Source organism: Pseudomonas sp. PDM25 (assembly GCF_019219045.1).
Classification (GTDB): domain Bacteria; phylum Pseudomonadota; class Gammaproteobacteria; order Pseudomonadales; family Pseudomonadaceae; genus Aquipseudomonas.
In genome coordinates this window covers 519528-545920 of record NZ_JAHUWL010000001.1, presented here as the reverse complement: position 1 = coordinate 545920, position 26393 = coordinate 519528, and the positions used below count along the sequence as shown (strand labels likewise).

The 26393-nt window shown below is 56.6% G+C and carries 17 protein-coding genes; 1 reads left to right on the top strand and 16 read right to left on the bottom strand.

Features of this window, described 5'->3' with window-relative positions; genetic code table 11:
- Positions 1–5: 5 nt before the first annotated feature.
- The 3 genes from KW848_RS02055 to KW848_RS02045 are packed head-to-tail and all read right to left on the bottom strand — an operon-like array spanning position 6 to position 6190.
- Positions 6–3245 carry a hypothetical protein gene (locus KW848_RS02055; RefSeq protein WP_192408416.1) on the bottom strand — a complete coding sequence of 1080 codons (3240 nt, stop codon included), beginning with the start codon at positions 3243–3245 and terminating at the stop codon, positions 6–8.
- Between the two features lie 36 nt (positions 3246–3281).
- Positions 3282–4145 (bottom strand): DUF4123 domain-containing protein, encoded by an 864-nt coding sequence (locus KW848_RS02050; protein ID WP_218535128.1) that lies wholly within the window; start codon positions 4143–4145, stop codon positions 3282–3284.
- Positions 4136–6190, bottom strand: a complete 2055-nt coding sequence (locus KW848_RS02045; protein WP_218535127.1) for a type VI secretion system tip protein VgrG — start codon at positions 6188–6190, stop codon at positions 4136–4138. The genes KW848_RS02050 and KW848_RS02045 overlap by 10 nt, the downstream gene beginning before the upstream one ends.
- 241 nt (positions 6191–6431) lie before the next feature.
- Between KW848_RS02045 and KW848_RS02040 the strand changes: the two genes are divergently transcribed.
- Positions 6432–7733 (top strand): OprD family porin, encoded by a 1302-nt coding sequence (locus tag KW848_RS02040; protein WP_218535126.1) that lies wholly within the window; start codon positions 6432–6434, stop codon positions 7731–7733.
- A 109-nt stretch (positions 7734–7842) separates the two neighbouring features.
- On the opposite strand, the gene KW848_RS02035 is transcribed toward KW848_RS02040, so the two are convergent.
- The 13 genes from KW848_RS02035 to KW848_RS01975 form a co-directional block, all read right to left on the bottom strand.
- On the bottom strand, positions 7843–8787 hold the full coding sequence (locus tag KW848_RS02035; protein WP_218535124.1) for a carbohydrate kinase: 945 nt from the start codon (positions 8785–8787) through the stop codon (positions 7843–7845).
- Between the two features lie 13 nt (positions 8788–8800).
- Positions 8801–10297 (bottom strand): xylulokinase, encoded by a 1497-nt coding sequence (gene xylB, locus KW848_RS02030; protein ID WP_218535122.1) that lies wholly within the window; start codon positions 10295–10297, stop codon positions 8801–8803.
- 158 nt (positions 10298–10455) lie between these two features.
- Complete coding sequence (locus tag KW848_RS02025; protein ID WP_218535120.1) at positions 10456–11928, bottom strand: mannitol dehydrogenase family protein; 1473 nt, start codon at positions 11926–11928, stop codon at positions 10456–10458.
- Between the two features lie 16 nt (positions 11929–11944).
- A complete protein-coding gene (locus tag KW848_RS02020; RefSeq protein WP_111450005.1) occupies positions 11945–13048 on the bottom strand; it encodes an ABC transporter ATP-binding protein in 1104 nt (367 codons plus the stop codon).
- A 165-nt stretch (positions 13049–13213) separates the two neighbouring features.
- Complete coding sequence (locus tag KW848_RS02015) at positions 13214–14044, bottom strand: carbohydrate ABC transporter permease (RefSeq protein ID WP_111450004.1); 831 nt, start codon at positions 14042–14044, stop codon at positions 13214–13216.
- 10 nt (positions 14045–14054) lie between these two features.
- Positions 14055–14981 (bottom strand): carbohydrate ABC transporter permease, encoded by a 927-nt coding sequence (locus KW848_RS02010; RefSeq protein WP_046055095.1) that lies wholly within the window; start codon positions 14979–14981, stop codon positions 14055–14057.
- A 175-nt stretch (positions 14982–15156) separates the two neighbouring features.
- A complete protein-coding gene (locus KW848_RS02005; RefSeq protein ID WP_218535118.1) occupies positions 15157–16467 on the bottom strand; it encodes a sugar ABC transporter substrate-binding protein in 1311 nt (436 codons plus the stop codon).
- 344 nt (positions 16468–16811) lie between these two features.
- Positions 16812–17717 (bottom strand): AraC family transcriptional regulator, encoded by a 906-nt coding sequence (locus KW848_RS02000; protein ID WP_192408425.1) that lies wholly within the window; start codon positions 17715–17717, stop codon positions 16812–16814.
- A 78-nt stretch (positions 17718–17795) separates the two neighbouring features.
- Positions 17796–18659 carry a phospholipase gene (locus tag KW848_RS01995; RefSeq protein ID WP_218535117.1) on the bottom strand — a complete coding sequence of 288 codons (864 nt, stop codon included), beginning with the start codon at positions 18657–18659 and terminating at the stop codon, positions 17796–17798.
- Positions 18660–18798: 139 nt separating this feature from the next.
- Positions 18799–20094 (bottom strand): glycosyltransferase, encoded by a 1296-nt coding sequence (locus KW848_RS01990; RefSeq protein ID WP_218535114.1) that lies wholly within the window; start codon positions 20092–20094, stop codon positions 18799–18801.
- Between the two features lie 77 nt (positions 20095–20171).
- Positions 20172–23978, bottom strand: coding sequence for a hypothetical protein (locus tag KW848_RS01985; protein WP_218535112.1), 3807 nt, complete (start codon positions 23976–23978; stop codon positions 20172–20174).
- A 366-nt stretch (positions 23979–24344) separates the two neighbouring features.
- The gene (locus KW848_RS01980) at positions 24345–25850 is read right to left on the bottom strand and encodes a PhoPQ-activated protein PqaA family protein (protein WP_218535110.1); all 1506 of its coding nucleotides are present in this window, start codon (positions 25848–25850) and stop codon (positions 24345–24347) included.
- Positions 25851–26012: 162 nt separating this feature from the next.
- Complete coding sequence (locus KW848_RS01975; RefSeq protein WP_218535107.1) at positions 26013–26372, bottom strand: response regulator; 360 nt, start codon at positions 26370–26372, stop codon at positions 26013–26015.
- Positions 26373–26393 lie beyond the last annotated feature (21 nt).

The window sequence follows — 26393 nt, the reverse complement described above, 5'->3', positions numbered from 1 at the left end:
AGTTTCTACTGGTCTGGAGCAATGTATTTGGCTTTGCCAGCGGGTATATATGTTCGGCCATAAAATTGACTGCGCTGGCAGTAATTATCACTATTTGAGCCTAATAATTTCACATGTTGAGCATATCGTGTACGCATTTTGTCGTTTTCTGGATCGGCAAGCCTTAGAACTGCATCTGACATAAAGTTATCAAGCGCCAGTCGATTATCACAATAAAATTGCCTTTCGTTCGCTGGCTTTAGTCCAAAGCGATTCATGCACATGCAGATCTCCTCGAACTGACTCTGGGCTTTATCGACGGTATTCTGTTTTTTTGCGTTATCTAATATCCATCTAAGAATACGCTCAATAGCTTTTTGTTGTATCAAGTGCGCTTCGCTTTTGTCGTATTTGCGTTCTTCTTTCGCTGTATCGCCCGATGAATTGGTACTGCTAATACTGAATTCGTCTGCAGGGCTAATTAAAGTCATTAATAGCGGGCCCAAAGCACCCGGAATCGCGTTAACGCACCATTCCTCCAATTCTGCTTGGTTCGCATAATAAATAATAGTATCTGCAATCGGCCCTCCCTTGCCGGTAGCGGTCAAACTCTCATAAAGGGCCATGACTGCATCCACTCCCATGATATAGACCATAGGGATATCAAAGCCGCAAATGGCCAAGGCATTTAGCTTGGACATGTAATCGTTTGTATTTTTATCGATGGCAAAGAAAGGATTTTGCTTGTTTTTATAAAGCTCTCTACGGAACAAGTTGATCAACTCTGTCACTGCGTCGTAACCTACTTCAAACTTGAAAGCCCCACCCACACCAGGGCCGGCTACCAACGAAGCCTTCAGTACCAGAATCAACCGGCCGTCATACAACGAAATACTCGCTTCGCCCTTTATCCCCAAACCTGCGGCCACATTTAGTTCGGCGGTTAAACGAGCGAGGCTGAACCACTCGTTGGTCTTCATCGAGTCTTTGGACCCCGATGTGGGTGCCCGTTGTAGCAGGGCGACTTCGGAAGGCGGGGCCCAGTTCAAGGCGCCGGTCACCATGATTCCCGATTGCAAACCGGCGAATAAATTGAAGGCGGCTTTGCCTCCATTCTGTACTTGCAGGTTTTTATTGACTCCCTTGATTTGATCGCTGGTTTCGGTGTGGACGAAATCGCGTTTGTCTCCAGTCCGTACCACGGGTTCTGGCGGAGCCAAATGGAATCCCGCGTTGCCAACGTCCAGCGCTATCTCGGAGGAAAGCAGCAGCGAGGCGCCGGCATAGCCCCAGGCCTTGGCGCCGAGATACAACGAAAACCGGCCGAGATTGAGTGTTTGTTGGACGCTATTACCGTCCAGATAGGTAAACGTGATTTCTTTGGCTTTGCTGCGTTCAGGCAGATCGACTTTAAACAGTTCGACTTCACCACGGGCGAGGTCGACGCCGAATGACGCTTTGGCCGAGGCTTTAAATCCTTCCGCCAGGCTAAAAGCGGGGCCTTCGACTTTTGTTGACCCGTGAATGATCTCAGTGGATGACGACGTCAGGCAGCGAACCAGTTGCGCTTGGGGGCTGATATCAAAAATGCGAAAGGTCTTGCGCACGTTGTCTTTGAACAACACCTGTTGCAGGCGTACACCCCATTCCTTGCGGCTGCCGGCACTATCAAGGGCAGTGACTTTGTAATTCTTGGTTTGCAGAAAGGTGTAAAACTTTTCGATCTCGAACCAGCCTTCGGGGGAAAACCAGTCGCTTTCCTGGTCCTTGATCCGCAGAGCGCCTTCCTGTTCGAGCCATTGGCCGAACAAATTCAATTCACTGTCGGTGGCGGCTTTGCCAGTGCTGTTACCTGGGCGTTTGGTCAAGTCTTTGACTTTGGCGCCGACCTTTTTCCAGTCGTTCTTGACGGTGGCCTGAAGTCTTGGAAGCGAATACATGCTCAGGTAGGTCAATGGTTTCTTGAGGTCATCCAGCATGCTCATTTCATGAAGCGGAAAACCATCCTTGACCAGCCGATCCATCGGCTTGGCCTGGAACTGCTCGGGCTCCCACAACAGATGTCGACGAACAGGTGCGGTTTCCATGTTTTTCTCGGCTTGCAGTCGTAACTTTTCTTTATCTGCCTGCAGACGGTCCCATTCGGCGCGCTCGAGGGAAACAAGGTTGGCCGGCGCTTTGGCCTGCCGGCCGCTTGCTTCGATCCAGCCTTTATATTTTGTGCTAAGTCGTTCGTTGACCTCGGTCTGCTTTTTCTCAAGCGCCAGGTATTGCTTGAACAGGTCGACGCCACCTTCGACCGAAGCACCGCTCGCAGGAATCAGGGCGAATTCGGGTAAGGCAATTCCGTATTGAGCAACACTAGTAATGGACTCAAGGTAAGCAACATAGATCGCTTTTCTTTTTAAACGCTGTGCTTCCTGATCGCGCACGTACGTACAAAGAGGGAGTTGGTTATTCGCCCCGCAAGTCGCGACCTCGTCTAGTCGCTTTTTGTCATTAGCCAGCAGCGGCGCGAGTTCAGCCGAGCCTAATGTGGCCAGGTCTTTTTCTTTGAGTAAGGTTTCTCGAGCTTTGAGGTATTTCTGAACGCCCTCGCGCGCTGCAATGGATTCAGGGGAGTACAGACTTCCACTTTCGTAGGCGTAACCCTTTTCTTTAGCGGCGACGATGGCAGTGCGCTTCAACTTTTGCCATTCAGCATGAACACTGTGCACCCGCGTTGCGTCTTGTTGCGCCGCCATCCACTCGGACTTTTTGATGTCATCTTGTTCAAGTCGGGTTAGAGGCGTCGAGGGAGCCGGAGCCGGTGGCGCTGCAGCCTTTCTCTGTTGCTGCGCCTCCAGCAACGTGGCATCCAGGTCACTGATGCTTGGGTATTGCGCTTCAATCTCGAGCATTCGCACTTGCTCTTCGCCCGCGAGAAAGTTGCCCAATTTGGGTTCGAGGAAGTATTCAAGCAACCCTGTGCTGTAGAGGCCTTTTTTGCGCTCCTCGGCAGACTTGCTTGAACTTACTTTTTGGTCCAGGTCATTGGCCGCTTCTTTAAGCGCCGAAGTCGTGCGTTCCGGCAGTAGCCAGAACGATTCATTTTCGGTGTCGTAAATCGCGCTGCCGTAGGTTGTTGAACACGGCGTTTTTACTTTGTCATGAGAGCCGGGCGTTTCATCAGGTGCATTGGGCTGCTCACCGAGATCCCGTGGCGGCTTCGCACAGGTTTCTTCGGCTGTTGGTGCAGTAGGTACAGCACTGGTATTGGATTCCATAAATGCTTCCATTCATTCGTTACACGGACGGGTTCATCAGGCGGCGCTGGTAGCGAGTTGCTTCAGCTGTTCAACCTTGATGAACGACTCTTCCCTGGATTGCAGGATGGCCATGGCCTGGGGCTGTGTTTCGAGCAGCGGGCCATTGGCGATGTGGGCCAGTTTGAGCAAATGCCGGCCTTCGTAGATGTTGTGATTGACCAGCACATCGAGGTTTTCCGCGATGTTGGGCAGTTCTTCGTCAGTCGGCTCGCCAAATGCGGCGTATTGCTCATCGACCCAGTAGATCCAGCCCAATCGCTCTTGAACCTTTGGTGCATCGTCCGGGATGTTGAACGCTGAGGCGTCGCGCAGCCATTCGAGTTCCGAGACCGGGCGCCAGCTCAACCAATTACCGTTGCCAGCACCGAAATGAGTCGGCGCCGGGGTGTAGACGTGATGCCACGGACCAAAGAGCTGATGCGAGGTTTCGCCGGCGGTGTAGGCCAGTGCGGCCCACAGGCTTGGCTTGTGATAGCTCAGCAGGCTTTGTCCGCCGGAGCCGTCATTGGCGCGTAACAGCCAGCGCGCATGGGTTAGTGCTTTGGCTGGGTCGTCAGTGGTCAGGGCGATGCCGGAAAAGTTTTCTTCACAAAGCTTTGCGGCTTCGGCGGCCAGGCGGCTGCCCCATGGCGCGTTGAGCCACAAGGGGCCGTCAGCGGCGATCTCGGCGAAATCAGTGCCGATGAACAAGCCTTGGGAGTTCATCGGTTCGCCGACGCGGTAGAGGCGGCTCGTGGCCTCAGGCTGGCGGGTGCGGTCGATGATGAAGCACAGTGTCTGGCTCGACGGTTCTCTCGGCAGTTGCTCGAACGAATGGCGGGGTTCGGCGAGGAGGGCGTTCAACGCTTTTACATGCATGTGCAATCCTTACGGCTGCAGGCGCCGTTGCTTTGTTTGCCGCACAACGGCGTGATGCCGGACTCGTTCAGGCGTTTTGGCAGCGGTATCGGGACTTTGCCGGCCTTATCGGCATCCGCCATCTTCATCGGCCCCGGCAACAACGGCGCAGCAGGCGTCCCCGACCCCGGCCCACCCCCCGAGTTAACCTTCACCTGCGCACCACTAATGGTCACGCCCCCCGCATCCACCTTCACAAAGCTCCCGCCAGCCTTGGCCGTCAGCTCCATGCCGCCCTCAACCACAACCTTTTCCCCAGCGTTGTAGTGAATCTCCTGGCCGGCCTCGACAAACTGCGCCGTCCCCACCTTCACATGCTGAGTCACGCCAACGGTGAGGTGATCATCCGCTCGGGTTTCAGTCTTGCGGTCGAGGTGGGTGATGCGATGTTCTTCAACCTTGAACTCGCTTAAAACATTGGCCTCGACCGTGTCGTGTCGCTCGTTACCGACACGAATCTTCTGGTCATGCTCGATGTTTTCATCCCAATCGCGCTGGGCGTGCAGGTAGATCTGTTCTGCGCCTTTCTTGTCTTCAATCCGAAACTCGTTGTAGCCGCTGCCGCCGGGTGAGCTCAGGGTTTTGAAGGTGCTGCGGGTCTTGTTCGCCGGCAGGTCGTAGGGGACGACGTTTTCCTTGTGGTACAGGCAGCCGGTGATCAGCGGTTGGTCGGGGTCGCCCTCCATAAACGACACCAGCACTTCCATGCCGATGCGCGGGATGGCGATGCCGCCGTACGCACTGCCGGCCCAGCCGGTGGCGACGCGCAGCCAGCAGCTGGTCTTGTCGTCGGCCTGGCCTTCGCGATCCCAGTAGAACTGGACTTTGACGCGACCGTATTCGTCGCAGTGGATTTCTTCACCCGCAGGGCCGGTGACGATGGCGGTCTGGCTGCCGAGGACTTTGGGTTTCGGGTGTTCGAGGGCAGGGCGGAAGTGCGCGTCCCACGGGGTGGCGAGGAAGCGGTTGCGGTAGCCCTGGTGGAAATCGTCTTTGTTCTGGGTGACGTCGCTGGTGACGTTTGCGCCGAGCACTTGCGGCTGTTTGCCTTCGTGCACCACTTCCAGCAGTAGCCAGAGGTCGTTCCACTCGGCGCGCGGGTGTTCGCTCAGGGCCATGAAGTGGCCGCTGACCAGGGTGGGCTCGTCGCCTTTGCCTTCGGCCAGTTTGTATTCGCTGCGATGGCGTTCCAGGGCGCGGGTTGCCAGTTGCTTACCGCGTTCGCGGTCGGTGAAGCGGCCGGGGTAGTCGTAGTCTTCAAGGTCCGGGGCGAACGTGCTTTTGGCGGAGCCCTCGGGCAGGATGCGCGGTTTCTCGAAGTCGTAATCGCGACGGCTGACGCGGGTGGTGCGGGTTTCCAGGCGCAGGTTGAAGCGCTTGATCACCGGTTTCTCGGCGGCCATGCCGGAGTCTTGCTGATAGGCCACGGGCGCGAGTTTGCGGAACACCGTCTGGTCATCGCCGAACACCAGTTTGTGGCCGCTGGCACTGTGCTGGAAGTGGAAGTGAATGCCTTCTTCTTCGCACAGGCGCTGGATGAAATGCAGGTCGGATTCGTCGTACTGCACGCAGTAATCGCGTTCCGGGTAGATCGCGCCGAGCTGGAAGCTGTAGGCATCGGCCAGGATGCCGCGCGCTTCGAGGACCTGAGCGATGATCTTCGGCACACTTAAATGCTGGAAAATTTGCTGGTCATGGTTGTGGCGCAGGTAGGCGAGTTGTGGCACCAGACTGATGCTGTAGCGGGTCAGGCTTTTGCCGGAATCGCCTTGCTCGATGCGGTACACCAGGCCGTGGATGATGCCTTTGCCGGTGGCGCCGAAGGTCAGGCAGCCGGGCTTGTGCAGCAACTCTTCGAGTTTCAGGTCGGGGCGCGCGCTGACCAGTTCGATGTCGAAACAGAACGGCTGGTTGAGGGTTTCGCGACCGACGAAGCTGAGTACCTGAAGGTCAACGGAAACGCCTTCCAGCGTCAGGGAAATATGGGTTGCGTTCGCGTCCAGCATGCCTTTAATTCCGTCCTTTGAATAAGCTGGGGCGGATGGTGCAGGATTAAAGCGCCTCGTTCAAGGAAACGAATGGTCATTTACCGACTAAAGTCGTCTGTAGCCTGTAACAGCCTTCTGCCATCATCGCCGCTCACTTCTGTGTGTCCACTTAATCCTGGCAAGTTACTTGTCCGGGCTGAAGGCTATTTTCTGGCTTATTGCGCCTTGCGCAAACGCTGCACTGTTGGAGCTTTTTTTCATGCGTCCCCCCTTTATTCTCATCACCGCGCGCCAGTCACTCGGCTTCGGCGCTTTAGTCCTGTGCGCCGGTTTTACCGAGTCGGCCTTTGCGAGCGGTTTTATCGACGACACCACGGCGAAACTCGAGTCGCGCACGGTGTATTTCAATCGCGACTTCCGGGATGGACACACGTCCACCGAGCAGGGCGCTTCGAAACGTGAAGAGTCGGCCCAAGGTTTTATCCTCAATCTGCAATCGGGTTACACCGAAGGCACCGTCGGCTTCGGTATCGACGCCTTGGGCATGCTGGGGCTCAAGCTCGATTCCAGCGCCGACAGCAGCAACAGTGGTTTGCTGCCGTCCACGGGGCAGGATCCGCGTGGGTCGAAAGACCAATACGCAAAACTGGGCCTGACCGCCAAAGTGCGCGTTTCGCAAAGTGTGTTGAAGTACGGCGCATTGCTGCCCGACGTGCCGTTGCTCAAGTACAACGACGGTCGATTGTTGCCGACGATGTTCAACGGCGCAATGCTCACGTCCAACGAGGTCAAGGACCTGACCTTTATGGCGGCGCGGCTGGACAAGTACACCGCCCGGGATTCCACCGATTCCCAGGACATCCGCGTGCACTGCAAGAACAAGCGTTATGCCTGCAACGTCACCGCCGATCATTTCGACATGTACGGCTTCGACTACAAGATCAACGAGCGTCTGACCGGCCAGTATCACTATGCCGAGCTGGAGGACATTTACCGTCAGCACTTTGTAGGCTTGCTGGCCAACCAGCCGTTGGGCGAGGGCGTGCTCAAGGCTGACCTTCGATTGCTCAAGAGTGCCGACAGCGGCGCTGCTCGTGCAGGTTCCATCGACAACCGTGCCCTGAGCGGCATGCTTGCTTACGCCATCAGCGGCCACACCTTCAGCGCCGGTTGGCAGCGCATGAACGGCGACAATTCGATGCCGTATCTGGATGGGACCAATCCGTACCTGGTCAACTATGTACAGGTCAACGACTTCGCTGCTGCACAGGAGCGCTCGTGGCAGCTGCGTTACGACTATGACTTCAAGGCGATTGGCATTAATGGGCTGAGTTTCCTGACCCGTTACGTGAACGGTGACCATATCAAGGTGCTGGGCAGTGATCAGGAAGGGAAGGAATGGGAGCGCGACAGCGAGCTCAAGTACGTGGTGCAGAGCGGGACGTTCAAGGATGTCAGCCTGCGGTTGCGCAATGCGACGTACCGGACCAACTACGAGAAGTTTGCCCGGGATGTGGATGAGACCCGGTTGATTGTGAGTTACAACTTTTCGGTGCTCTGACAGTGAGGCTGGCGGTGTGAGTTACACCGCCTTCGCGAGCAAGCCCGCTCCCACATTTTGACCGAGATCCAATGTGGGAGCGGGCTTGCTCGCGAAGGGGCCATCAGCCTCAGCGAAGATCCAACTGATGGCGATAAGGCAGATCCGGCCCGGTCTTGCTGCACGTCAGCGCTGCCGCCTGCACCGCGAATTTGAGCATGGCATCAATCTGCTCACGACTCAGCTGCTGCACACCCTCAACCGAATCCAGCTGCTGCTCCGTCAGCCAGGTAATCAACGCCGCCTGGAACGTATCGCCAGCGCCCACGGTGTCGGCGATTTTCACTGAACTCGCCGGTACCGACCAGGAGCCATGCTGACGGCTGAACACCGTCGCCCCCTCGCCACCACGGGTCAGAAACACCAACTGACAGCGGTGCTGCAGCCAGCCTTCAATCACCCGTTGCGGATCCTGCTCGGGGTACAACAGGCTCAAATCCTCATCGCTGACTTTGATCAGGTCGGCCAGCTCAACCAAGGTGGCAATACGCGAACGCCACAGGTCGATATTCGGCTCAGGGTTGAGCCGTACGTTGGGATCAAGGCTGATCAAGCGTTTACCGCTTTCCCGTTGCACCAATGCCAACAGCGTGTCGGCAATCGGTTGCACCACCAGCGAAAACGAACCGATGTGCAGGCCGCGTACCTCAGGGCCCAGTTCCGGCAGATGCTCGGTTTTCAACTGACGATCCGCGCAGCCTTCACCCCGGAAGCTGTAATGAGGTGAACCATTGGCACCGACGGCCACCATCGCCAGGGTTGTAGGCGCAGCGAAATCCACCAGGTAATCCGCGCGCACGCCTTCATCCTGCAGCACCTGCTGCAAGCGCCGACCAAGATAGTCGGTGGAAAGGCCGGCAAACAACGCAGCATCCACCCCCAAACGGCGTAAACCCACCGCCACGTTGAACGGCGAGCCGCCGGCAATCGCCTTGAAATTCACTTTTGAAGCCAGGCCGCTGGCGTCGTCTTCACTGAAGAAATCGAACAGCGCTTCGCCACACACCAGATACATAGTTATTCACTCTTTAAAGGGTTGCGACATGCTGTTGATAGCGTTCGTAGGCTTGCTGACAGGCCGCCACATTGTCTGCGATCGGCAAGGTTTCACTGGCTGGATCGAGCTTCACGCAGCGCTCGCATAGATCCTCCAGGCTGTCTTCATGCCCGTTTTCCCAGGACGTGCACCACGCCGCCTGAATCGCGGCGCCAAGGGCCGCGGCTTCGCTTTGTTCGGTGCAGATGACTGGGGTGTTCATGATGTCAGCGACGACCTGCCGCCACACCGCGCTTTTTGAGCCGCCGCCGATCAGGCGAATGCTGCGGCTTTGTAAGCCATTCTGACGCAGCAGGTCCAGCCCATAACGCAAACCGAAGGTCGTGCCTTCCACCACGGCGCGGCACAGGTTGGCCTGGGTCAGGTTGGTCATGGTCAAGCCCAGCAGGCTGCCGGTGGCATGGGGCAGGGCGGGGACGCGCTCGCCGTTGAGGAACGGCAGCATGCACACGCCTTCGGCGCCGATGGGGGCTTGCGCGACGAGGTCGTTGAACTGTTCGATATCCAGCTCGAACAGCTCGCGAATCACTCCGGTCGCGTTGGTCAAGTTCATGGTGCAGATCAGCGGCAGCCAACCACCGCTGGAGGAGCAGAACGTTGCGACGCAAGCGTCCGGACTGACTTTCGGCTGGTCGGCATAGGCGTACACCGTCCCCGACGAACCGAGGCTCATGGTGATTGCGCCGGGCTTGATATTGCCGGTGCCGATGGCGCCCATCATGTTGTCGCCACCGCCGCTGGAGACCAGCGCCTGCGGGTTGATGCCCAGGTGTTCGGCGATGCTCGGCAGGATCGTGCCGACGGATTGATGAGCGTCGATCAGCTCCGGCAGCGCGGCTTGCAGTCGCCCGGTGGCATCGATATCACGCAGCAGCTGCAAGTCCCATTGGCGGCTGCGCACGTTGAAATACCCGGTGCCCGAGGCGTCGCCGTACTCACTGCAACTGCGGCCGGTGAGCCAATAGTTGAGGTAGTCGTGGGGCAGCAGGATGCGCGTGATGCGAGCGAAAATCTGCGGGTGTTGTTCTTTGGTCCAGAGCAGTTTGGAGACGGTGTAGCCCGGCGCGATCACAACGCCGAGGCGTTCCAGCGAGCCTTTTTCGCCACCCAGATGGGCCAGCAGGCGGTCGTTTTCCGGGGTGGATTCGGTGTCACACCAGAGCTTGGCCGGACGTAGCACCTGGCCCTGATCATCGAGCAGCACCAGCCCGTGTTGCTGGCCGGAAATGCCGATGCCGAGGATGTCCTGGCCATCGACCTCTGCCGCGAGCAATGCACGGCGGGTGGCAAGTGCGAAGGCTTCCAGCCATTGGGTGGTGTCTTGTTCGCGGCGGCCGTTGGCTCCGCTGATCAGGCTGTGCGCGGCGGCACCCTGGCCCAGCACCTGACCGGTGACGGCGTCGAGGATGATGGCTTTGGTGCCTTGGGTGCCGCAGTCGATGCCGAGGAATAGTTGTTGGTTTGCCATGGAAGATCCTTGGTGTGTCAGGTCGATCTCGGTGAAGCCATTCGCGAGCAAGCCCGCTCCCACACTTGACCTGAGGTGGCCACAAATGTTGCGTACGCCAGCTATCTAATGTGGGAGCGGGCTTGCTCGCGAAGACGGCAGCAGGTTCACCGTCGTACTTACGCCAACACCCGCTCCAACGTCCGCGACACACCGACATCCCGCAAGCTGTTACAGCACCACTCAAACGCCGCCACAAACTCGGGCGAATGCGGGATCGCCGTACCAAAAATCTCCTCAACCGCCAGCAACCGCTGCGTGATCAACGCATCATCCGCCACCAACGCCTGACAGAACGCCGCCCGCGGATCAGGAATGTTGTAGGTCTCGCCATTCTCGTCCACGCCCTTCAAATACAACGCCCAAGCGGCCACCACCAATGCCGCACGCGTCGTCTCTCGTCCATCGGCAATCAATCGATTGATCGTCGGCACCGTGAACTTCGGAAACTTCGACGAACCGTCCGAACACACGCGCTCCAGCTGATCGGCAATCGCCTGGTTGGAGAAGCGCGCCTCCAGGGTGTTTTTGTACTCGGTCAGGTCAATCCCCGGCACGGGTGACAGTTGCGGGGTCACGTCCAGGTCCATGTAGGCACGCATGTAGCGCACGAACAGCGGGTCGTTCATGGTTTCGTGAACGAAGCGGTAACCCTTCAAAAACCCCAGATAAGTCAGTGCCAGGTGACTGCCGTTGAGCAGTTTGATCTTCATCTCTTCATAAGGCGTGACGTCGTCGGTGAACTGCACGCCGACCTTTTCCCAGGCCGGCCGACCGTTGACGAATTTGTCTTCCAGCACCCACTGCACAAAGGGTTCGCAGACCACCGGCCAGGCGTCGTCGATGGCGTGTTTGTCGTGCAGTTGCAGCTTGTGTTCGGTGCTGGTCATCGGCGTGATGCGGTCGACCATCGCGTTGGGGAAACTCACGTTGCTGGCGATCCAGTCCCGCAGATCGGCATCACGCAGGGCGGCGAACGCCAATAACGCTTTGCGAGTGACCGCGCCGTTGTGCGGCAGGTTATCGCAGGACATCAAGGTGAACGCCGGTATGCCGGCTGCACGGCGTTTGGCCAGTGCGGCGCAGAGAAAACCGAACACGGTTTTCGGTGCGTTCGGGTGCGCCAGGTCGTGTTGGATTTGCGGCAGCTGGGCCATGAACTCGCCGGTGCTGTCGTCGATGCAGTAGCCGCCTTCGGTAATGGTCAGCGAAACGATACGGATCTCGGGGCTGGCGAGTTTGGCGATCAGCGCTGCCGCGCCGTCTTCGGCCAACAGCATGTCGCGAATCGCGCCGATGACCCGGACTTCGGTGTCGTCGGTATCGCCCAGCTCGAACAGGGTGAACAGGTAGTCCTGCTCTTTGAGATCGTCCCGGGCGCGGCGGTCTTCGGCGCGCAGGCCGACGCCGCAAATCGCCCAGTCCAGACCTTCGCCGGTATTCATCAACGCATCGGTGTAATACGCCTGATGCGCCCGGTGGAAACCGCCGACGCCGATGTGCGCAATGCCTTGGCGGGTGTCGCTCAGGGCGTAAGCGGGCAGGACCACCTCGGGCGCGAGGCGGTTGAGGTTCTGTTTATTCAGTTTCATCAGATGCTCTCTAAAATCAGGCCGCAGCACGCAACGGGCGGGTCAGCGCCACGCCGTCGGCATCGAATAAATGGCAGTGCTCGGCGTCCAGGTGCAGGCTCAGCGACTCGCCATAACGGCTGGCCAGGTCGCCGCGAACGCGCATGGTCAGCGCTTCGCCGGACGAGGTCACCACGTGGCAGAAGGTGTCGCTGCCCAGGCGTTCGCTGACGTCGGCGGTGACCTGCAAAGTGCAGTCGCCGGATTGCGCGAGATTCAGATGCTCCGGGCGAATGCCCAGGGTGACCGCGCCGCCGACGCTCAGGTTGGCGCCGCTCAGCGGCAACGTGATGCGGGTGCCGGCATCCAGCAGCACTTCGCAGCTCTGGCTTTCGACGCGGGTGACTTTGCCCTTGAGGAAGCCCATTTTCGGTGTGCCCAGGAACCCGGCGACAAACAGGTTGGCCGGCTGGTGATACAGGTCCAGGGGCGAGCCGACTTGTTCGACTTTGCCGCCATTGAGTACTACGACTTTGTCGGCCATGGTCATGGCCTCGACCTGGTCGTGGGTCACGTAGATCATCGTGGCTTTGAGTTCTTTGTGCAGGCGCAGCAGTTCCAGGCGCATCTGCACCCGCAGGGCGGCGTCTAGGTTGGACAGTGGCTCGTCGAACAGGAAGATTTTCGGATTGCGCACGATGGCCCGGCCGATGGCCACGCGCTGACGCTGACCGCCGGACAACTGTTTCGGTTTACGTTCGAGCATTGGCCCCAGTTCGAGGATGCGCGCCGCTTCGCCGACTTTCTTCTCGACTTCGGCTTTCGGTACGCCAGCCAGGTCGAGGGCAAACGACATGTTTTTTCGCACGCTCATGTGTGGGTACAGGGCGTAGGTCTGGAACACCATTGCCAGGTCGCGCTTGGCCGGGCTGACTTCGGTGATGTCGCGGCCATCGAGTTCGATGGTGCCGCCGCTGACTTCTTCCAGACCGGCGATCAGGCGCAGCAGGGTGGATTTGCCGCAGCCCGACGGGCCGACGAACACCACGAATTCTTTATCACGGACTTCGAGATCAATGCCCTTGATGATGGAAAAGCCTTCGAAGCCTTTTTGCAGATTCTTGATTTTCAGGTTGGCCATGATGATGGGCCTCCACTTGTTGTTATTCAGTTGAGCCGTGCGGGCTTTTTTTGTGGGAGTGAGCCTGCTCGCGATGAGGCCGTGTCAGTCAGCATCACTGTTGAATGACACTCCGCCATCGCGAGCAGGCTCGCTCCCTCAGTGGTCGCGTTGAGTCGGCGATCTTCATTTCACGGCGCCGAACGACAGGCCGCGGACCAATTGTTTCTGGCTGATCCAGCCGAAGATCAGGATCGGCGCGCAGGCCAGGGTCGACACCGCCGACAACTTGGCCCAGAACAACCCTTCGGGACTGGAGTACGAGGCGATCAACGCAGTCAGCGGCGCGGCTTTCGACGAGGTCAGGTTCAGCGACCAGAACGCCTCGTTCCAGCACAGGATCAGCGACAGCAGCACCGTGGACGCCAGACCGCCCTTGGCGATCGGCAACAGCACCCGGACCATTTCCTGCCACAGCGTGGCACCGTCGAGGCGCGCGGCTTCGAGGATGTCCTTGGGGATGTCTTTGAAGTAGGTGTAAATCATCCAGACCACGATCGGCAGGTTGATCAGGGTGTAGATCACGATCAGCGCGATGCGCGTATCGAGCAGGCCGAAACTCTTGGCCAGCAGGTAGATCGGCATCAGCACGCCCACTGGCGGCAGCATCTTGGTGGAGAGCATCCACAGCAGCGTGCCTTTGGTGCGCTTGGTTTCGTAGAACGCCATGGAGTAGGCCGCCGGCACTGCGATCAGCAGGCACAGAGCCGTAGCGCTGAAGGAAATCACCACCGAGTTCCAGGCGAAGCTGAAGTAGTCGCTGCGCTCGTTGATGTGCAGGTAGTTCTCCAGCGTGGGCGTGAAGAGGAACTGCGGCGGCGTGGCGAACGCATCGATTTCGGTTTTGAAACTGGTCATCACCATCCAGAAGATCGGGAAGAAGATCAGGATCGCGATGGCCCAGGCCAGGGTGCCGAGCAGCAGGCTTTGCAGACGGCGGGATTGTTGAAGGGTCATGGCGCAGGCCTCAGGCTTTGTCTGTCAGGTTTTTGCCGATCATGCGCACCAGCACGATGGCGGCGATGTTGGCGATCACCACTGCGATCAAACCGCCGGCGGACGCCATGCCGACGTCGAACTGCACCAGCGCCTGGTTGTAGATCAGGTACGCGAGGTTGGTCGAGGCGTAGCCGGGGCCGCCGTTGGTGGTGGTGAAGATTTCGGCGAACACCGAGAGCAGGAAGATGGTTTCAATCATCACCACCACGGCAATCGGGCGGGCCAGGTGTGGCAGGGTCAGGTGCCAGAAAATCGCGATCGGCCCGGCACCGTCGAGGCGCGCGGCTTCCTTCTGCTCCTGGTCGAGGGACTGCATGGCGGTCATCAGGATCAGGATCGCAAAGGGCAGCCATTGCCAGGACACAATGATGATGATCGACAGCAGCGGGTAGTGCGCCAGCCAGTCCACCGGCTGCGCGCCGAACAGTTTCCAGACGTAGGCGAGAATCCCCGACACCGGATGGAAAATCAGGTTCTTCCAGATCAGCGCACCGACGGTGGGCATGATGAAAAATGGCGAGATCAGCATCACTCGCACGATGCCGCGACCGAGAAACTCACTGGCCTCCAGCAGCGCACTGATCAACACGCCGAACACCACGCTGATCAGCAGCACGCTGCCGACCAGCAGCAAGGTGTTGGTGGCGCCGGGCAGGAACCCCGAGTCGCTGAGGAAGTAGCTGAAGTTCTCAAGTCCCACGAACTCGTTTTCGCCGGGGTAGAGCAGGTTGTAGCGGATCAGCGAGAAGTAAACGGTCATGCCCAGCGGCACGATCATCCACAGCAGCAACAACGCCACCGAGGGGCTGACCAGGAACCAGCCGGGGTTGGCCAACCGGCTTTTACGCACCGGTTGGGGAATGTCCATGTGAGCTTTGGCAGTTGAAATATTCATGGTGATAGAACCGATTCATGCAGACCTATGAAGATCTAATGTGGGAGCGGGCTTGCTCGCGAAAGCGGTGTGTCAGGCAATATTGATGCTGGATGAAGCGCCGTCTTCGCGAGCAAGCCCGCTCCCACAGTGATTGTGTTTCACCAGTGGGAGCGGGGGTTACCCGCAAAGGGGGTTACTTGGGGTAACCGGCGCGCTTCATTTCACGTTCGGTGGTTGACTGGGCAGCGGTCAGGGCCTGGTCGACCGTGGTCTGGCCGATCAGTGCTGCCGAGAACAATTTGCCGACCTGGGTGCCCACGGCCTGGAATTCAGGAATGGTCACCAACTGGATGCCGATGTACGGCACGGGCTTGAGGGTCGGCTTGCTCGGATCCGCGGCTTTCAGCGATTCAAGGGTCACCTTGGCGAACGGCGCAGCCTTCATGTAGGCATCGCTGTACGTCGATGCGCGGGTACCTGGCGGCACGTTGGCAATGCCGTCTTTCTCGGCAACCAACGCTCCGTATTCCTTGGAAGTGGCCCAGGCGCTGAAGGTTTTCGCCGCGTCCTTGGCCTTGGAACTGGTCGGAATCGCCAGTGCCCAGGAATACAACCAGGCCGAGCCCTTGTCGGTGGTCTCGTGCGGTGCGTAGGTGAAGCCGACGTGGTCACTGACCTTGCTTTGGGTCTTGTCGGTGACGAAGGAGCCAGCGACGCTGGCATCTACCCAGATCGCGCATTTGCCGCTGTTGAACAGCGCGAGGTTTTCGTTGAAACCGTTGCTCGACGCACCCGGCGGGCCGGATTTTTTCATGGTGTCGACGTAAAAGTTCAGCGCGTTCTTCCACTCGGGGCCGGTGAATTCCGGCTTCCACTGCTCATCGAACCAGCGCGCGCCATAGGCATTGGCGACGGTGGTGATCAGTGCCATGTTCTCGCCCCAACCGGCCTTGCCGCGCAGGCAGATGCCGTACTGTTCTTTATCCTTTTGGGTGAGTTTGCTGGCAAATTCGCTGATCTGGGTCCAGGTCGGGTGCTCGGGCATGGTCAGCCCGGCTTCCTTGAACAGATCGGTGCGGTAATAGGTGATGGAGCTTTCGGCATAGAACGGCAGGGCATACAGCGAACCCTTGACCGACAGGCCTTCACGCACCGATGGGAACACGTCGTCGAGGGCATAAGACGCCGGCAAATCCTTCATCGGCTCCAGCCAGCCTTTGGCACCCCAGAGTGCGGCTTCGTACATGCCAATGGTCAGTACATCGAACTGTCCGCCCTGAGTGGCGATGTCGGTGGTCAGGCGTTGGCGCAGGACATTTTCTTCCAGCACCACCCAATTGAGCTTGATGTCCGGATGCTCGGCTTCGAAGGTTTTCGAGAGTTTTTGCATACGGATCATGTCGCTGTTATTGACGGTGGCGATGGTCAGGGTCTGGGCGCCGAGGCTGACGCTGCTGAGGGTCATGCAGGTGAGGGCAAGCAGAGCTTTTACAGAAGGTTGCATCGTGCACTCCTTTTCTGCACCCAGCGGGTACAGAAGGACAGTTATTGTTTTTGTGTCTTCCGACGGCAGGAAGAATGTGCACTGATTACAGCCTTCAATTGATGACGTGACAAATCATCCATCGCACTTCAATCGATACTATTTTGCACTGGACTTTGAGGGGAGAGGTGCAGGGGACGGGTTTTCAGCGGTTAAAGCCTATTGAATACGTACAGGTTTTCAGTGCTAAAACAGGTCTTGACCTGTTGGAGCGGGCTTGCTCGCGAAGGCGTCGTGTCAGTCAATATCACTGTTGAATGATCCACCGCTTTCGCGAGCAAGCCCGCTCCCACAGGGATTTGTGGTTAACCAAGGTTTTGTTCGGTCAACCGCTGCACCGCCAACCGTCGGTAATGCGATGGCGTCATGCCCTTGAGCTGCTGGAAGCGCCGATTGAAGTTGGAAATATTGTTGAAGCCCGACTCGAAACACACGTCGGTGACCGGTTTGTTGCCATCGGCCAGCAGCTCGCAGGATTTGCTGATGCGCAGGCGATTGACGAATTCGATGAAGCAGCGGCCGGTGGCTTGCTTGAACACTCGACTGAAATAGGTCGGCTTCATGCCCAAGTGCTCGGCGACTTCTTCCAGCGGCAGTTCCCGAGCGTAATGCGCGAAGATGTAATCCACCGCCCGGTTGGTGCGATCGATATTGTGCTCGTCGGCCAATTGCGGCGTCGTGGCCCCGGACAGCAGCTGATAGTCGTCAGAGGCGGCCAACAACTCCAGCAGAATGAAAAAGTGCCCGAGACGCGTCACGCCTTGGGTATCGGCGATGCGCTGCATCAAGGTCATGGCCTGGCGGATGGTGTGCTTGCAGCGAAACTCGATGCCGTACTGGGCGCGCTCCAACAGTGGCGCCAGTGCCTTGAGTTCGGCAAACACCAAGTGGCCGCTGTCGAACAACTCGTCCGTGAAATTGACCAGCATGTCGCGCTTGGGCACCACTTCGTCTTCGGCCACCTGGCTGATCCAGTTGTGGGGCAGGTTGGGGCCGGTGAGGAACAGCGATTGCGGATAGAAATTACCGATGTAGTCACCGATGAACACTTTGCCGGAGCTGGCAACGATCAGATGCAGTTCGTATTCCTTGTGAAAATGCCAACGCACCAGCGGGCAAGGGAATCCGTGCTGACGGTAGATGATGGACAACCCGTTGTGGTCGTCCATCAATTCGTAGGAGGGGTCTGTCACGCGGGCTGTTCGGGTCATGTCAGGATGCTTTTCTTGTTATCGCTGTTCGATCATGCCTCTTTTGGCGCCTGCTGTGCCAGCCTGCCACGACTTTCGCTAACGGGGGACCCGATCGCGCGCTTTCATCAGGTTTACCGTTCGGCAATAAGAGACGATGTTGGACTCTTCAATGAAATCGACGTTGATGATGTTGCATTTTGACGCCCAGTCGCTGGTATTCGGATCGAACCAGGAATCAAGCTCGTCATGAATATCCACGGGGCCACCGAGCGCGCTGTAACTGGTGGCGGAAAGTGACCACGGTGCCCCTGTGCCTGGCGGGTATTCCAGTACATTAATAATGTGCTGCTTCAAATCAGCGGCGTTAGTGATACCGCTGCCAGACCATTTGTGCCTGATCTGCTCGTGAAATACAGTCCGATCAAGAGCGCTGTGCCATGGAGCGGCGACCAGTATCCTTTGCAGTGGGCTGATTTGCTTGAGTCTCTCAAGGCTCAGGCCCTGGTTTTGGACAGGAATCATCCGGTGGTCGATAAACCTCAACATCATGTCGTTGAAGTATTTGAAGTCAAATGGATGCTCGCCATTCTTGAGTTGGTGAAAGTCCACAATGACAAACTCATCTGGATTTTCCATAAGGAATCTATTTAGGTCGGTTATCAGGTTTCCCAGCGTGCGATTAGAGCGATGACTGTCATGTGTAAATATGAATTTTCCTAACCCCGGGGCAGCGGCGTCATAGATCAGGCGGGCGTCAAGTACTCGAGACCCATGACACAGTTGGCTATAGAACGATTCATGCTGACAGGCCACCCAGTGGGGGGGAGGGCCGAAAAAAGGCCAGGGCGCTTTCCAGTCGCAGCCGGCGTTATGAGTGCCAGGCAGCGTCAGTTCGCTGAGGGATAAAGTGTTAATGGCTGGCGTGGCGGACATCCAGTTGTTATTGGCGTAGTTGCTCATTTAATGCATCCTTGCATTAATTTATAAGAAGGGTTGATGGCGCCGAACTTAAGTAAGTTTGGCTGGGTACTTATAAAGTTGAGTGTCAGGTTCGGTCAATAATAGTGATAATGCAAAATGTTTGTTGTTGGCGTAAGTTCTATCGCGGATTCCGATTCTTTGCCTCAATCCATTGCGCCATGTATTGCGTACTTTTGTGATGGTGATGACGCAACATACTTCCCATAAAGTTGTCGTTTCTAAGTTGTGCCAGATGTTGTTGGCAATGCAACAGTTTTTCGATCAGTGCCGGACCATGCTCCGATTGTCGATAACGATCGGCCAGCAATGTCTTCCCTTGGGATTGGGCATCCGTCCACAGAGCCTCGTCCTTGTACAGCTGAACCGCGCACTCGGCGAACGCCTGTGCCGTTCGGGTCACAGCCCCCGGCCAGAGATGTTCGCCATGCATCGCTTCTGCGCCGATTGGCGTTGTGACGGTGGGCGTGCCACACAACATGGCGTCGACAATTTTGCCTTTGATTCCGGCACCGAAGCGTAGGGGGGCCAGACAAATCCGCGCGCCAGACATGACCTGCAATGCATCTTGCGCCCAATTCATCACATGAAAACCCTGGCCGGGGTTGTGCAATGCCGTCGCTTTGGGCGGTGTGTAGGCACCGTAAATGTGCAATTGAGCCTTTGGCAGTTGTTCGCGGATCAGCGGCCAGATAGTGGTTTTCATCCAGAGCACCGCATCCCAGTTCGGCGCATGTCGGAAGTTGCCGATGCTGAGAAAGTGCGCGCGGTCTTCAAAAGAAACCGGTGGCACGCTCGGTAGATCGACCATCAGCGGGCACCAGTGCAGCAAGTGGCGCGGCAGCTTGAATTGCTCGACCAGCAACTCGATCTCTACTTCAGAAATCATCAGATTCAGGTCGCAACGATAAATCGCTGCGATTTCCCGTTTGGCCAGATCGGTCTCGGCCATGAGCTCAAACTCTTCACGTAACGCTGGCGCGAATAGCTCATTGAAGTCATTGGTGTCGTCGCTCGCCTTCAAACGCTCCTTGAGGCGTTGATGGCGGGCATCTCGCAGGCTTTGCAGGTCGGAAGTCTCAAGCACGCGCAAGGCATCCGGGCAGTGCTTCTCAACTCGCCAGCCGAACTGTTCTTCCATCATGAACCGATCGAACAAAACGATATCCGGGGCCAGTTCACTGATGAACGTGTCGAAACTGCTGTTGTTCAATTCGATCGGAACTTCGCGAATGCCCAACACCGTCAGGTCTGCCCGATGCTCACCGGAGCTGGCCGGACTACTGAAAGTTATGTCCCAGCCTTGCTGCAAGAAAGTCTCGAGAATTTGCATCATATGCCCACCGGCCGCTGAAGAACGGGGCTCGGGCCAGACGTAACCGATGACCAGGACTTTGGTTGCGTGGGGCTGGGTCATGAACCGGTATTCCTTGATGTAGGTAGATGGGCGCGAGAGAGGGGGCGCCATTAAATCACAGCAGACCGAACTGAAGTTCACCTCACGGGAATGGAACCCTGTCCTAGATTCAGCCGTATAGGTCCGGTAATGCGCTTGTTTCCGGCTTCCTTCAACATTGCGCGTAGATGGGAGAGATTGGCTTGAAAAGCCGGAGCATTCGTCACCGACTGACTCAGTAACGAAGTAACAACGGCTTGGGAGTCAGCATTAAGTAAACCGGGCGCCTCGTTTAGAAACGGCACGATGTCACCCTCCGATGGGTTGAGCAGCACTCCGACATCTTTACCGGCAAGCCTGCTGGAGGGGGCAATATACTCACTACCCTTGGCCAGATTGAGCAATTCGGATACTTCCGTGTCACCCAGCCCCGAGGACTTACTAAGACTTTTGTCTGCGTAGAAAAAATCCAGAGTGCCTGGCCCGCCATGAGACATTTCGTGCACCAATATGTCAGCGATTCTGCTGTCGTCGTATTTCATGCGTCGGTAGTAATGATTTAGTTGGTCGGCATAGAACACTATGAATTGTTCGTGTGCTTGATCTGCCTTCGTAGAGGCTTGCCAAGCCTTGTAGCGATTGGTGTAAAGTCCGCCCATTACATCCCCTGCGCTGGATCCATCAACCGTGAAGTTACTGATCGAGACAGTCTTGAGATCGTCTCTCATGATTTTGAGACCGTCCAGATACCATTCGATCACCTCATCCGAGTCCGAACCGAAGAACGCCTTGAGTACGAATTTGCTGTCGCCGTCGTGAATTCGCTTGCCCAGTACGTCAATTGCAAAGTCGATTTTTTGGCCCGCAATGGGTAACGCGTTGGTGATGACGGTTCGTGCATAGCTTTTAGGCATGACTCGATGCAAGCCGGGTACTCGCACCAAATCATTGGTGACACGAAAGTTCTTCAAAGCGGGGCCCCACGGTTCGCCAGTCCGCAGATTGAGGGCATACCACTGGTGCTTGTGGCGAATAGCCAAAATTGAGACAGCTTCAGCAGAGTCTCCCAGCGATTGCCATGTACCTTGCCTGACATCCGTACGATTGGCCGCCCTGAACAGGTCATAGGATTGTGCGCGTCCCGTGAGCCGTTGCAGCTGAAACGTCGCGTTGTCCAGGGCAACCGCTCCCTGTTTGCTCAATTTAAGGAAACCCTTTTTAAGCAGATTGACACCACCAAACAACAATTGAGGCGTGCCATCCAAAGGATTGAGGATTGAGAGCGTCACACCGACACCAATCCTGGCCAAGTGGGCGGTTTTTGCGGCCAGGGAGGCGGTCTTGGCTGCTGCGTTCGCAAACTGTGCAGGGACACCGATCACCACCGCGAGAATCGCAAGCCCATCGATGATGCACCCGACGGCACCTTCAGCCTGGCGCGTCTTGTCATCCGAAGAGAGGTCCTCAATGCATTTTTTGAATGGCACAATCAAATCAATGATGAAGGTGCCTATGCGCTCGGCTTTTTCTCGCTCAAGCTCCAGCGCCGTTCTACCCTCGGCATTGCGGTACAGCTCTTCATACGTCGCGAAGGGGCGGTGCTTGAAGATGAAGCGAGCGATAGCCTCAAACTGTTCGGTGCAAAAGCTATGGTATGGACTACTGCACAAGGGTGGAAGTATCGACGGGGCAGACAGTACTCCGAGTTTTTCGATCACCGCCTTACTGGAAATATCGTCTCGAGGTGCAACTCCCTGACTGTAAGCGACGAAATCAATCGGCAAGTGAAAGGGGGCGACCGCCGGACTTGGGTCAGTCAAGTTCCCCTTGAAGTCCAACCGGGAAGTTGAATTTAATTTGCCCGAGTCGACAAGTAAGCGACCCAGCCTGGTATTTTTTCGACATTCGCCGCGCAGAGTGAACACTTCATAACAGCTGACGCGGCCCTGGTAAGTCGCACAGAGGACTATTCCGTAACGGCAGATGGCCGCGTCTTTGTCGATCTGTCTCTCTGTCCGTTGCGCAGGTTTGGTGTTCACGCCGACAAGACCGACTGAACTGGCTGGCGTGCTGTGCAGGGCCGCTACCGACTCTCGAATCGTATAAAAACTGATTTCGCCCACCTGAAGTGCGATCCGGTCCTGATCGGGCAACTGTGCCAGAGCGAGTTTTATATTAGTGACGACACCGGCTTCAAGTTTTTCATAGTAGGCATCGAATGCGGGCTCAAACAGCTCACTCACGGGATACAACGATGTGATTTGCGGGAAAGACTTATAAATGCTGGTGCCACTTCGGTTCCACTCACCTAATGCAAGATCATCAGACATGTGCAAATCCACCATCGACATCTTTAGTGATGATCCGCGATTGGCGTAAAATCCTTTCCCTGCCTGTACCAGAATTTTTTTGTCGAGATAGTCGCACCCCGGAAGTTCTTTTTGCAACTGTGAAAGTGCGAGGGCCTGCCGGGAAGGCAGAGGGCTGGTGAGTGCATGGATAACACTATCGAAGTGACCGATATATTCGCTGAAGGCGGAAGTCGCAACATGCAATGCGTGTTCATTGTAATTGCCATGCGTATCAGCCGAAATCACTCCATTTAATGCTGCCCAGTTGATAATAGGGTTGATCGCCACAACACTGTGTAGCAGCGAGAGTTCTGAAGTCACAGGCTCAAGCGCCGCAAAATCCAGCAGCTGACTGTACGTCATCATCCGAGACGATCCGGGGTCATTGAGCTCGGCCAACGCTACGGCCTGACTGAATGTGACCCAGGCCGGGGAGCCCAGTCGCAATGACTCGGGCAGGTCCCTGACGAGAAATTCAGGCGCGATACCCGCAAGGAGGATAAACGAAGCCAGCGGTGTCGCACGGCCTGCCTCTTTGTTCAATCCGGCGAGGTGATCTTCAAGATCCCCACGAACAGCGAGGGGACTACGATCAACGTTACCAGGCTGATAGAGGTCATAGCCTGCGATCTGATTTCGTGTTTGGCCAGCCGATGAATCAAATCCAAGGATGACCGCTGCCAACAGCAACGACTGTACGTGTTCTTTACAGGCGTCTTGTCCATCATCGGTGCCATACCACTCCACAGCGGCGAGGTATTCGCGTCCATATTCTATTGCTCTCTCGGTTTCCAGGATCTGGTCCAGCAGGTAACCGGCTCCCGCTTCCACCTGTTCGATGGATTTATCTGAAATGACTGGTCGAGCGAGCTCCTCCAGAATTTCATGAGGGTGCTTGAACACCTCACGGGTGAGCGCCATCACTCGCTCACGTTCCGCTGCGCTCAGCAAAAACGGGGAGCTTTCAGCGCCCGAGATTGCTTGCCAGTAGTTACCAACCGGAGAGGCATCGGGTAAATCGAGGTGTAGAAACCTGATCAGGTTTTTTGTTTCGCCCACCGTCTTCGGGATATTGAACTGATGGAAGGTTAGCCACTGTTCAACGCTAATAGGGTCGTTGAAGTAAATATAACCGCCCGCCATCTCTGCCAATTCACCTATCACTGATAATGAATGTTCGAGACCAGGAAAATATCTAAATTCATCCCTCAGGCTTATCCAAGGGGTGTGTCGGCGAACATCGAGATCACCGCGCACATTGACTCTAAGGCAAGTTTCTTTGTCAAAAATAGTCAGGGCTTCGCTGAGCTTGGAAAAGTCGGAAGTGTGAACCATTTTTTCCAGAAGCACTCTTCCTGGCTCATAGGCCTCATCAAACGGAGTGCCTGGGCGGTGGGGAATATGGATGTTCGAAAGATCGACAGGTTCATTGTCTTCTGCGCCCTGAATGATAATTTCAAGTGCGCGAATAAAATCCTCTTGTTCGCCTCGAATTGTTTTTGTCAGTTCAAAGTAGTCAGGTGTCTGAGGGGGTGAGGTGATGATACTGCTCATAAGTAAATCCGTTGACTTTGTGTGGGTTGAAAGTTGGCGGAAATACTCTTTTAATTCGATCTGGGAAGCAAAGAGCGTTGTGTTAATGCGTATTTCGATAGCGAATTTTTATAAGTTGTGTTCATTCGCGAAGGCACACGGCCTAAGGGTAATAAATAGACGATGTTTGCTGGCAAGGCGGCAAACTATTGGAGAGAAGAATCAGTTTCAGGGGGAGGTAAGTTATTGATGTTGTATTAAGCGACAGCAAGCGTGGCACTGAGCTGAACGCTCCGGCGGCAGGCGCAAGAAAATGAATGACCAAAAACAGTTAAGGAAACACGACAACTCCACTGAGCAAAACGGTCGAGATTGTCGTGTCTTGATTCACTGACCCAGGGTGGGGGGTAGTGTTCTGCAAAACGCCTCATCGGCGGGTGGTGCCTGATTCGGATACGTATCCGGCAGAACCTTGACCATCGTCGTTTCGATAACGCCGTCTGCGTACTCAGCCTCGAAGAACGCTGCGCTCCAACCCACCTTGGGAGCACGGAGAGTCGCATGGACTTCCGTGGAGGCCGGCAACTGTGCTGCGGTGTAGCGCACGCCGCAGTTGTACCTGAAGTCCCGGGCCTTTGGGTTGTGGGCTGTCCACTGGGTCATCCTGATTGGCATTTCGGACAAGGTCAGTTGCAACGTGGTCGATGTGGCGTCCAGGTGCTGTTCCTGTGCCTTTAACCTCGGTGCGGTATTGCCGGCCTGCCGCCGCTTGATGTAAGGAATCAGGTTCGCTTCAACAAACGCCCGCACATCGTGGGCGGCATTGGGAATGACCCGAAGTGTATTGTCACCCGGCAGATCCATAAGATACTGGCGTGAAGCATCCGGGATGAAGAAGTCATCGCCACTGGCGTTGACGATGTATTTCGGGATCTTCAAGCGGTCGATGTAGCCGGATAGATTTCGATAGTTCATCGGATCTTCGACTTGCAGCAACTTCTTGAACGGCTCGCTCTTGCGTTGGGCGATCACGCCTTGCGAGTGGTAGTCGAAGTACGCCAGAGGCCAGTTACCGCCGTAAGCCAGAGCCGTCTGGTCGAACACTTTGTCCGTATTCAAGACGTCTATGACAAACGGCACGATGCTATCGACGCGTGAGTCCGCAAGGGCAGACAGCCATACCGCCCAACCGCGTTTCGACGCGCCGGTAGCCAGAAAACTCACCACCTGGCCTGGCTGCGTTTCCTTTTGCGCCAGGTCCATGGCCTTGACCAGCGCTTCCATCATTGGCACATGCAGCGACATAAAGGGTTGTTGTTCCGGGGCCTGCATGAATAGGTCCCAGCTGCGGGCAACGCTGTCATCTTCTATGCGCCGCACGCCGTCATCGCTGTAGGTCAAATACTGGTTAGGGACATTGCTGACAGCCACTACGATCAAACCGGTTTGCCGGGCAATGTTGAGCAGTGTTTGCTGCGAAAAGTTATTGGGTGCTCCCGGGGACCCACCGGGCAAAGGGTTATTAACGCCGTCGTTGGCGACCAGCACGGCGCGCGTCCCCTTTACGTGGTCGGGAATGTACAGGTCGACTCCGTGAATCCAGTCTGCCGGGGCGACTTGACCGCTCTGGCCCCAGGACTGTGACATCAGCTCGAAGCGCCGGATGTTGACGCCGGGCTGTTGCTCTTGCCCCTTGCTGATGTAGCGCAGCGGTTGCGTCGCTGCGGCTTTGCGATAGCAGCTCAATACTTCGCTGAACGCCTGTCCGCTCTGTTCAAAGCAGTGCTGGGGATTGTCGGAAGAGGCTGACTGGCAACCATATCCGGCGATGAGCATCAACGACAATCCGCTGATTCTCAAATAACGTGCGTAGCGTTCGGTTCGACTCGGCATGGACTCGGTTCCTTATGAGTGGGATCACCGGTCCAATCAAACGCCAGGCGGGCGGCCTTTTCTACTGTCAGAGTTGACAGGTCAGAGCCGAAAAACGCCGAAAAATGCAGCCTTGCGTCGGTTTATGCAGAAATGGAGGGGCCACAGCCCCAGACAACTTTCTCAAGCCAGCATGCCTTTGACCTTGTCGCGCAACTGATCAATAGAGAACGGCTTGCCGATCACCGACATGCCTTCGGGCACATCCATGCTTTCGGCATAACCGCTGGCAAACAGGATGGGCAGCTCGGGACGCAGCATCCGCGCCTGGGTGGCCAATTCACGGCCGTCCATCACCGGCAAACCAACGTCGGTCATCATCAAATCGATGTACTGGTCTTCATCGTTGAGAAACTCCAGCGCCTGTTCGCTGCCATCGGCCTCGAGCACCTTGAACTCGAGTTCCTCCAGCACATCGACAATCAGCATGCGCACGATGGCGTCGTCTTCGACTACAAGGATGATGGACGCGGTGGCGGACATAGTGGGTTCTCAGAGGATGAA

What these genes read in the sequence shown, in the direction of transcription:
- KW848_RS02055 (WP_192408416.1), bottom strand. Translation starts at nt 3,245, where the DNA reads ATGGAATCCAATACCAGTGCTGTACCTACTGCACCAACAGCCGAAGAA.
- KW848_RS02050 (WP_218535128.1), bottom strand. Translation starts at nt 4,145, where the DNA reads ATGCATGTAAAAGCGTTGAACGCCCTCCTCGCCGAACCCCGCCATTCG.
- KW848_RS02045 (WP_218535127.1), bottom strand. Translation starts at nt 6,190, where the DNA reads ATGCTGGACGCGAACGCAACCCATATTTCCCTGACGCTGGAAGGCGTT.
- KW848_RS02040 (WP_218535126.1), top strand. Translation starts at nt 6,432, where the DNA reads ATGCGTCCCCCCTTTATTCTCATCACCGCGCGCCAGTCACTCGGCTTC.
- KW848_RS02035 (WP_218535124.1), bottom strand. Translation starts at nt 8,787, where the DNA reads ATGTATCTGGTGTGTGGCGAAGCGCTGTTCGATTTCTTCAGTGAAGAC.
- xylB (WP_218535122.1), bottom strand. Translation starts at nt 10,297, where the DNA reads ATGGCAAACCAACAACTATTCCTCGGCATCGACTGCGGCACCCAAGGC.
- KW848_RS02025 (WP_218535120.1), bottom strand. Translation starts at nt 11,928, where the DNA reads ATGAAACTGAATAAACAGAACCTCAACCGCCTCGCGCCCGAGGTGGTC.
- KW848_RS02020 (WP_111450005.1), bottom strand. Translation starts at nt 13,048, where the DNA reads ATGGCCAACCTGAAAATCAAGAATCTGCAAAAAGGCTTCGAAGGCTTT.
- KW848_RS02015 (WP_111450004.1), bottom strand. Translation starts at nt 14,044, where the DNA reads ATGACCCTTCAACAATCCCGCCGTCTGCAAAGCCTGCTGCTCGGCACC.
- KW848_RS02010 (WP_046055095.1), bottom strand. Translation starts at nt 14,981, where the DNA reads ATGAATATTTCAACTGCCAAAGCTCACATGGACATTCCCCAACCGGTG.
- KW848_RS02005 (WP_218535118.1), bottom strand. Translation starts at nt 16,467, where the DNA reads ATGCAACCTTCTGTAAAAGCTCTGCTTGCCCTCACCTGCATGACCCTC.
- KW848_RS02000 (WP_192408425.1), bottom strand. Translation starts at nt 17,717, where the DNA reads ATGACCCGAACAGCCCGCGTGACAGACCCCTCCTACGAATTGATGGAC.
- KW848_RS01995 (WP_218535117.1), bottom strand. Translation starts at nt 18,659, where the DNA reads ATGAGCAACTACGCCAATAACAACTGGATGTCCGCCACGCCAGCCATT.
- KW848_RS01990 (WP_218535114.1), bottom strand. Translation starts at nt 20,094, where the DNA reads ATGACCCAGCCCCACGCAACCAAAGTCCTGGTCATCGGTTACGTCTGG.
- KW848_RS01985 (WP_218535112.1), bottom strand. Translation starts at nt 23,978, where the DNA reads ATGAGCAGTATCATCACCTCACCCCCTCAGACACCTGACTACTTTGAA.
- KW848_RS01980 (WP_218535110.1), bottom strand. Translation starts at nt 25,850, where the DNA reads ATGCCGAGTCGAACCGAACGCTACGCACGTTATTTGAGAATCAGCGGA.
- KW848_RS01975 (WP_218535107.1), bottom strand. Translation starts at nt 26,372, where the DNA reads ATGTCCGCCACCGCGTCCATCATCCTTGTAGTCGAAGACGACGCCATC.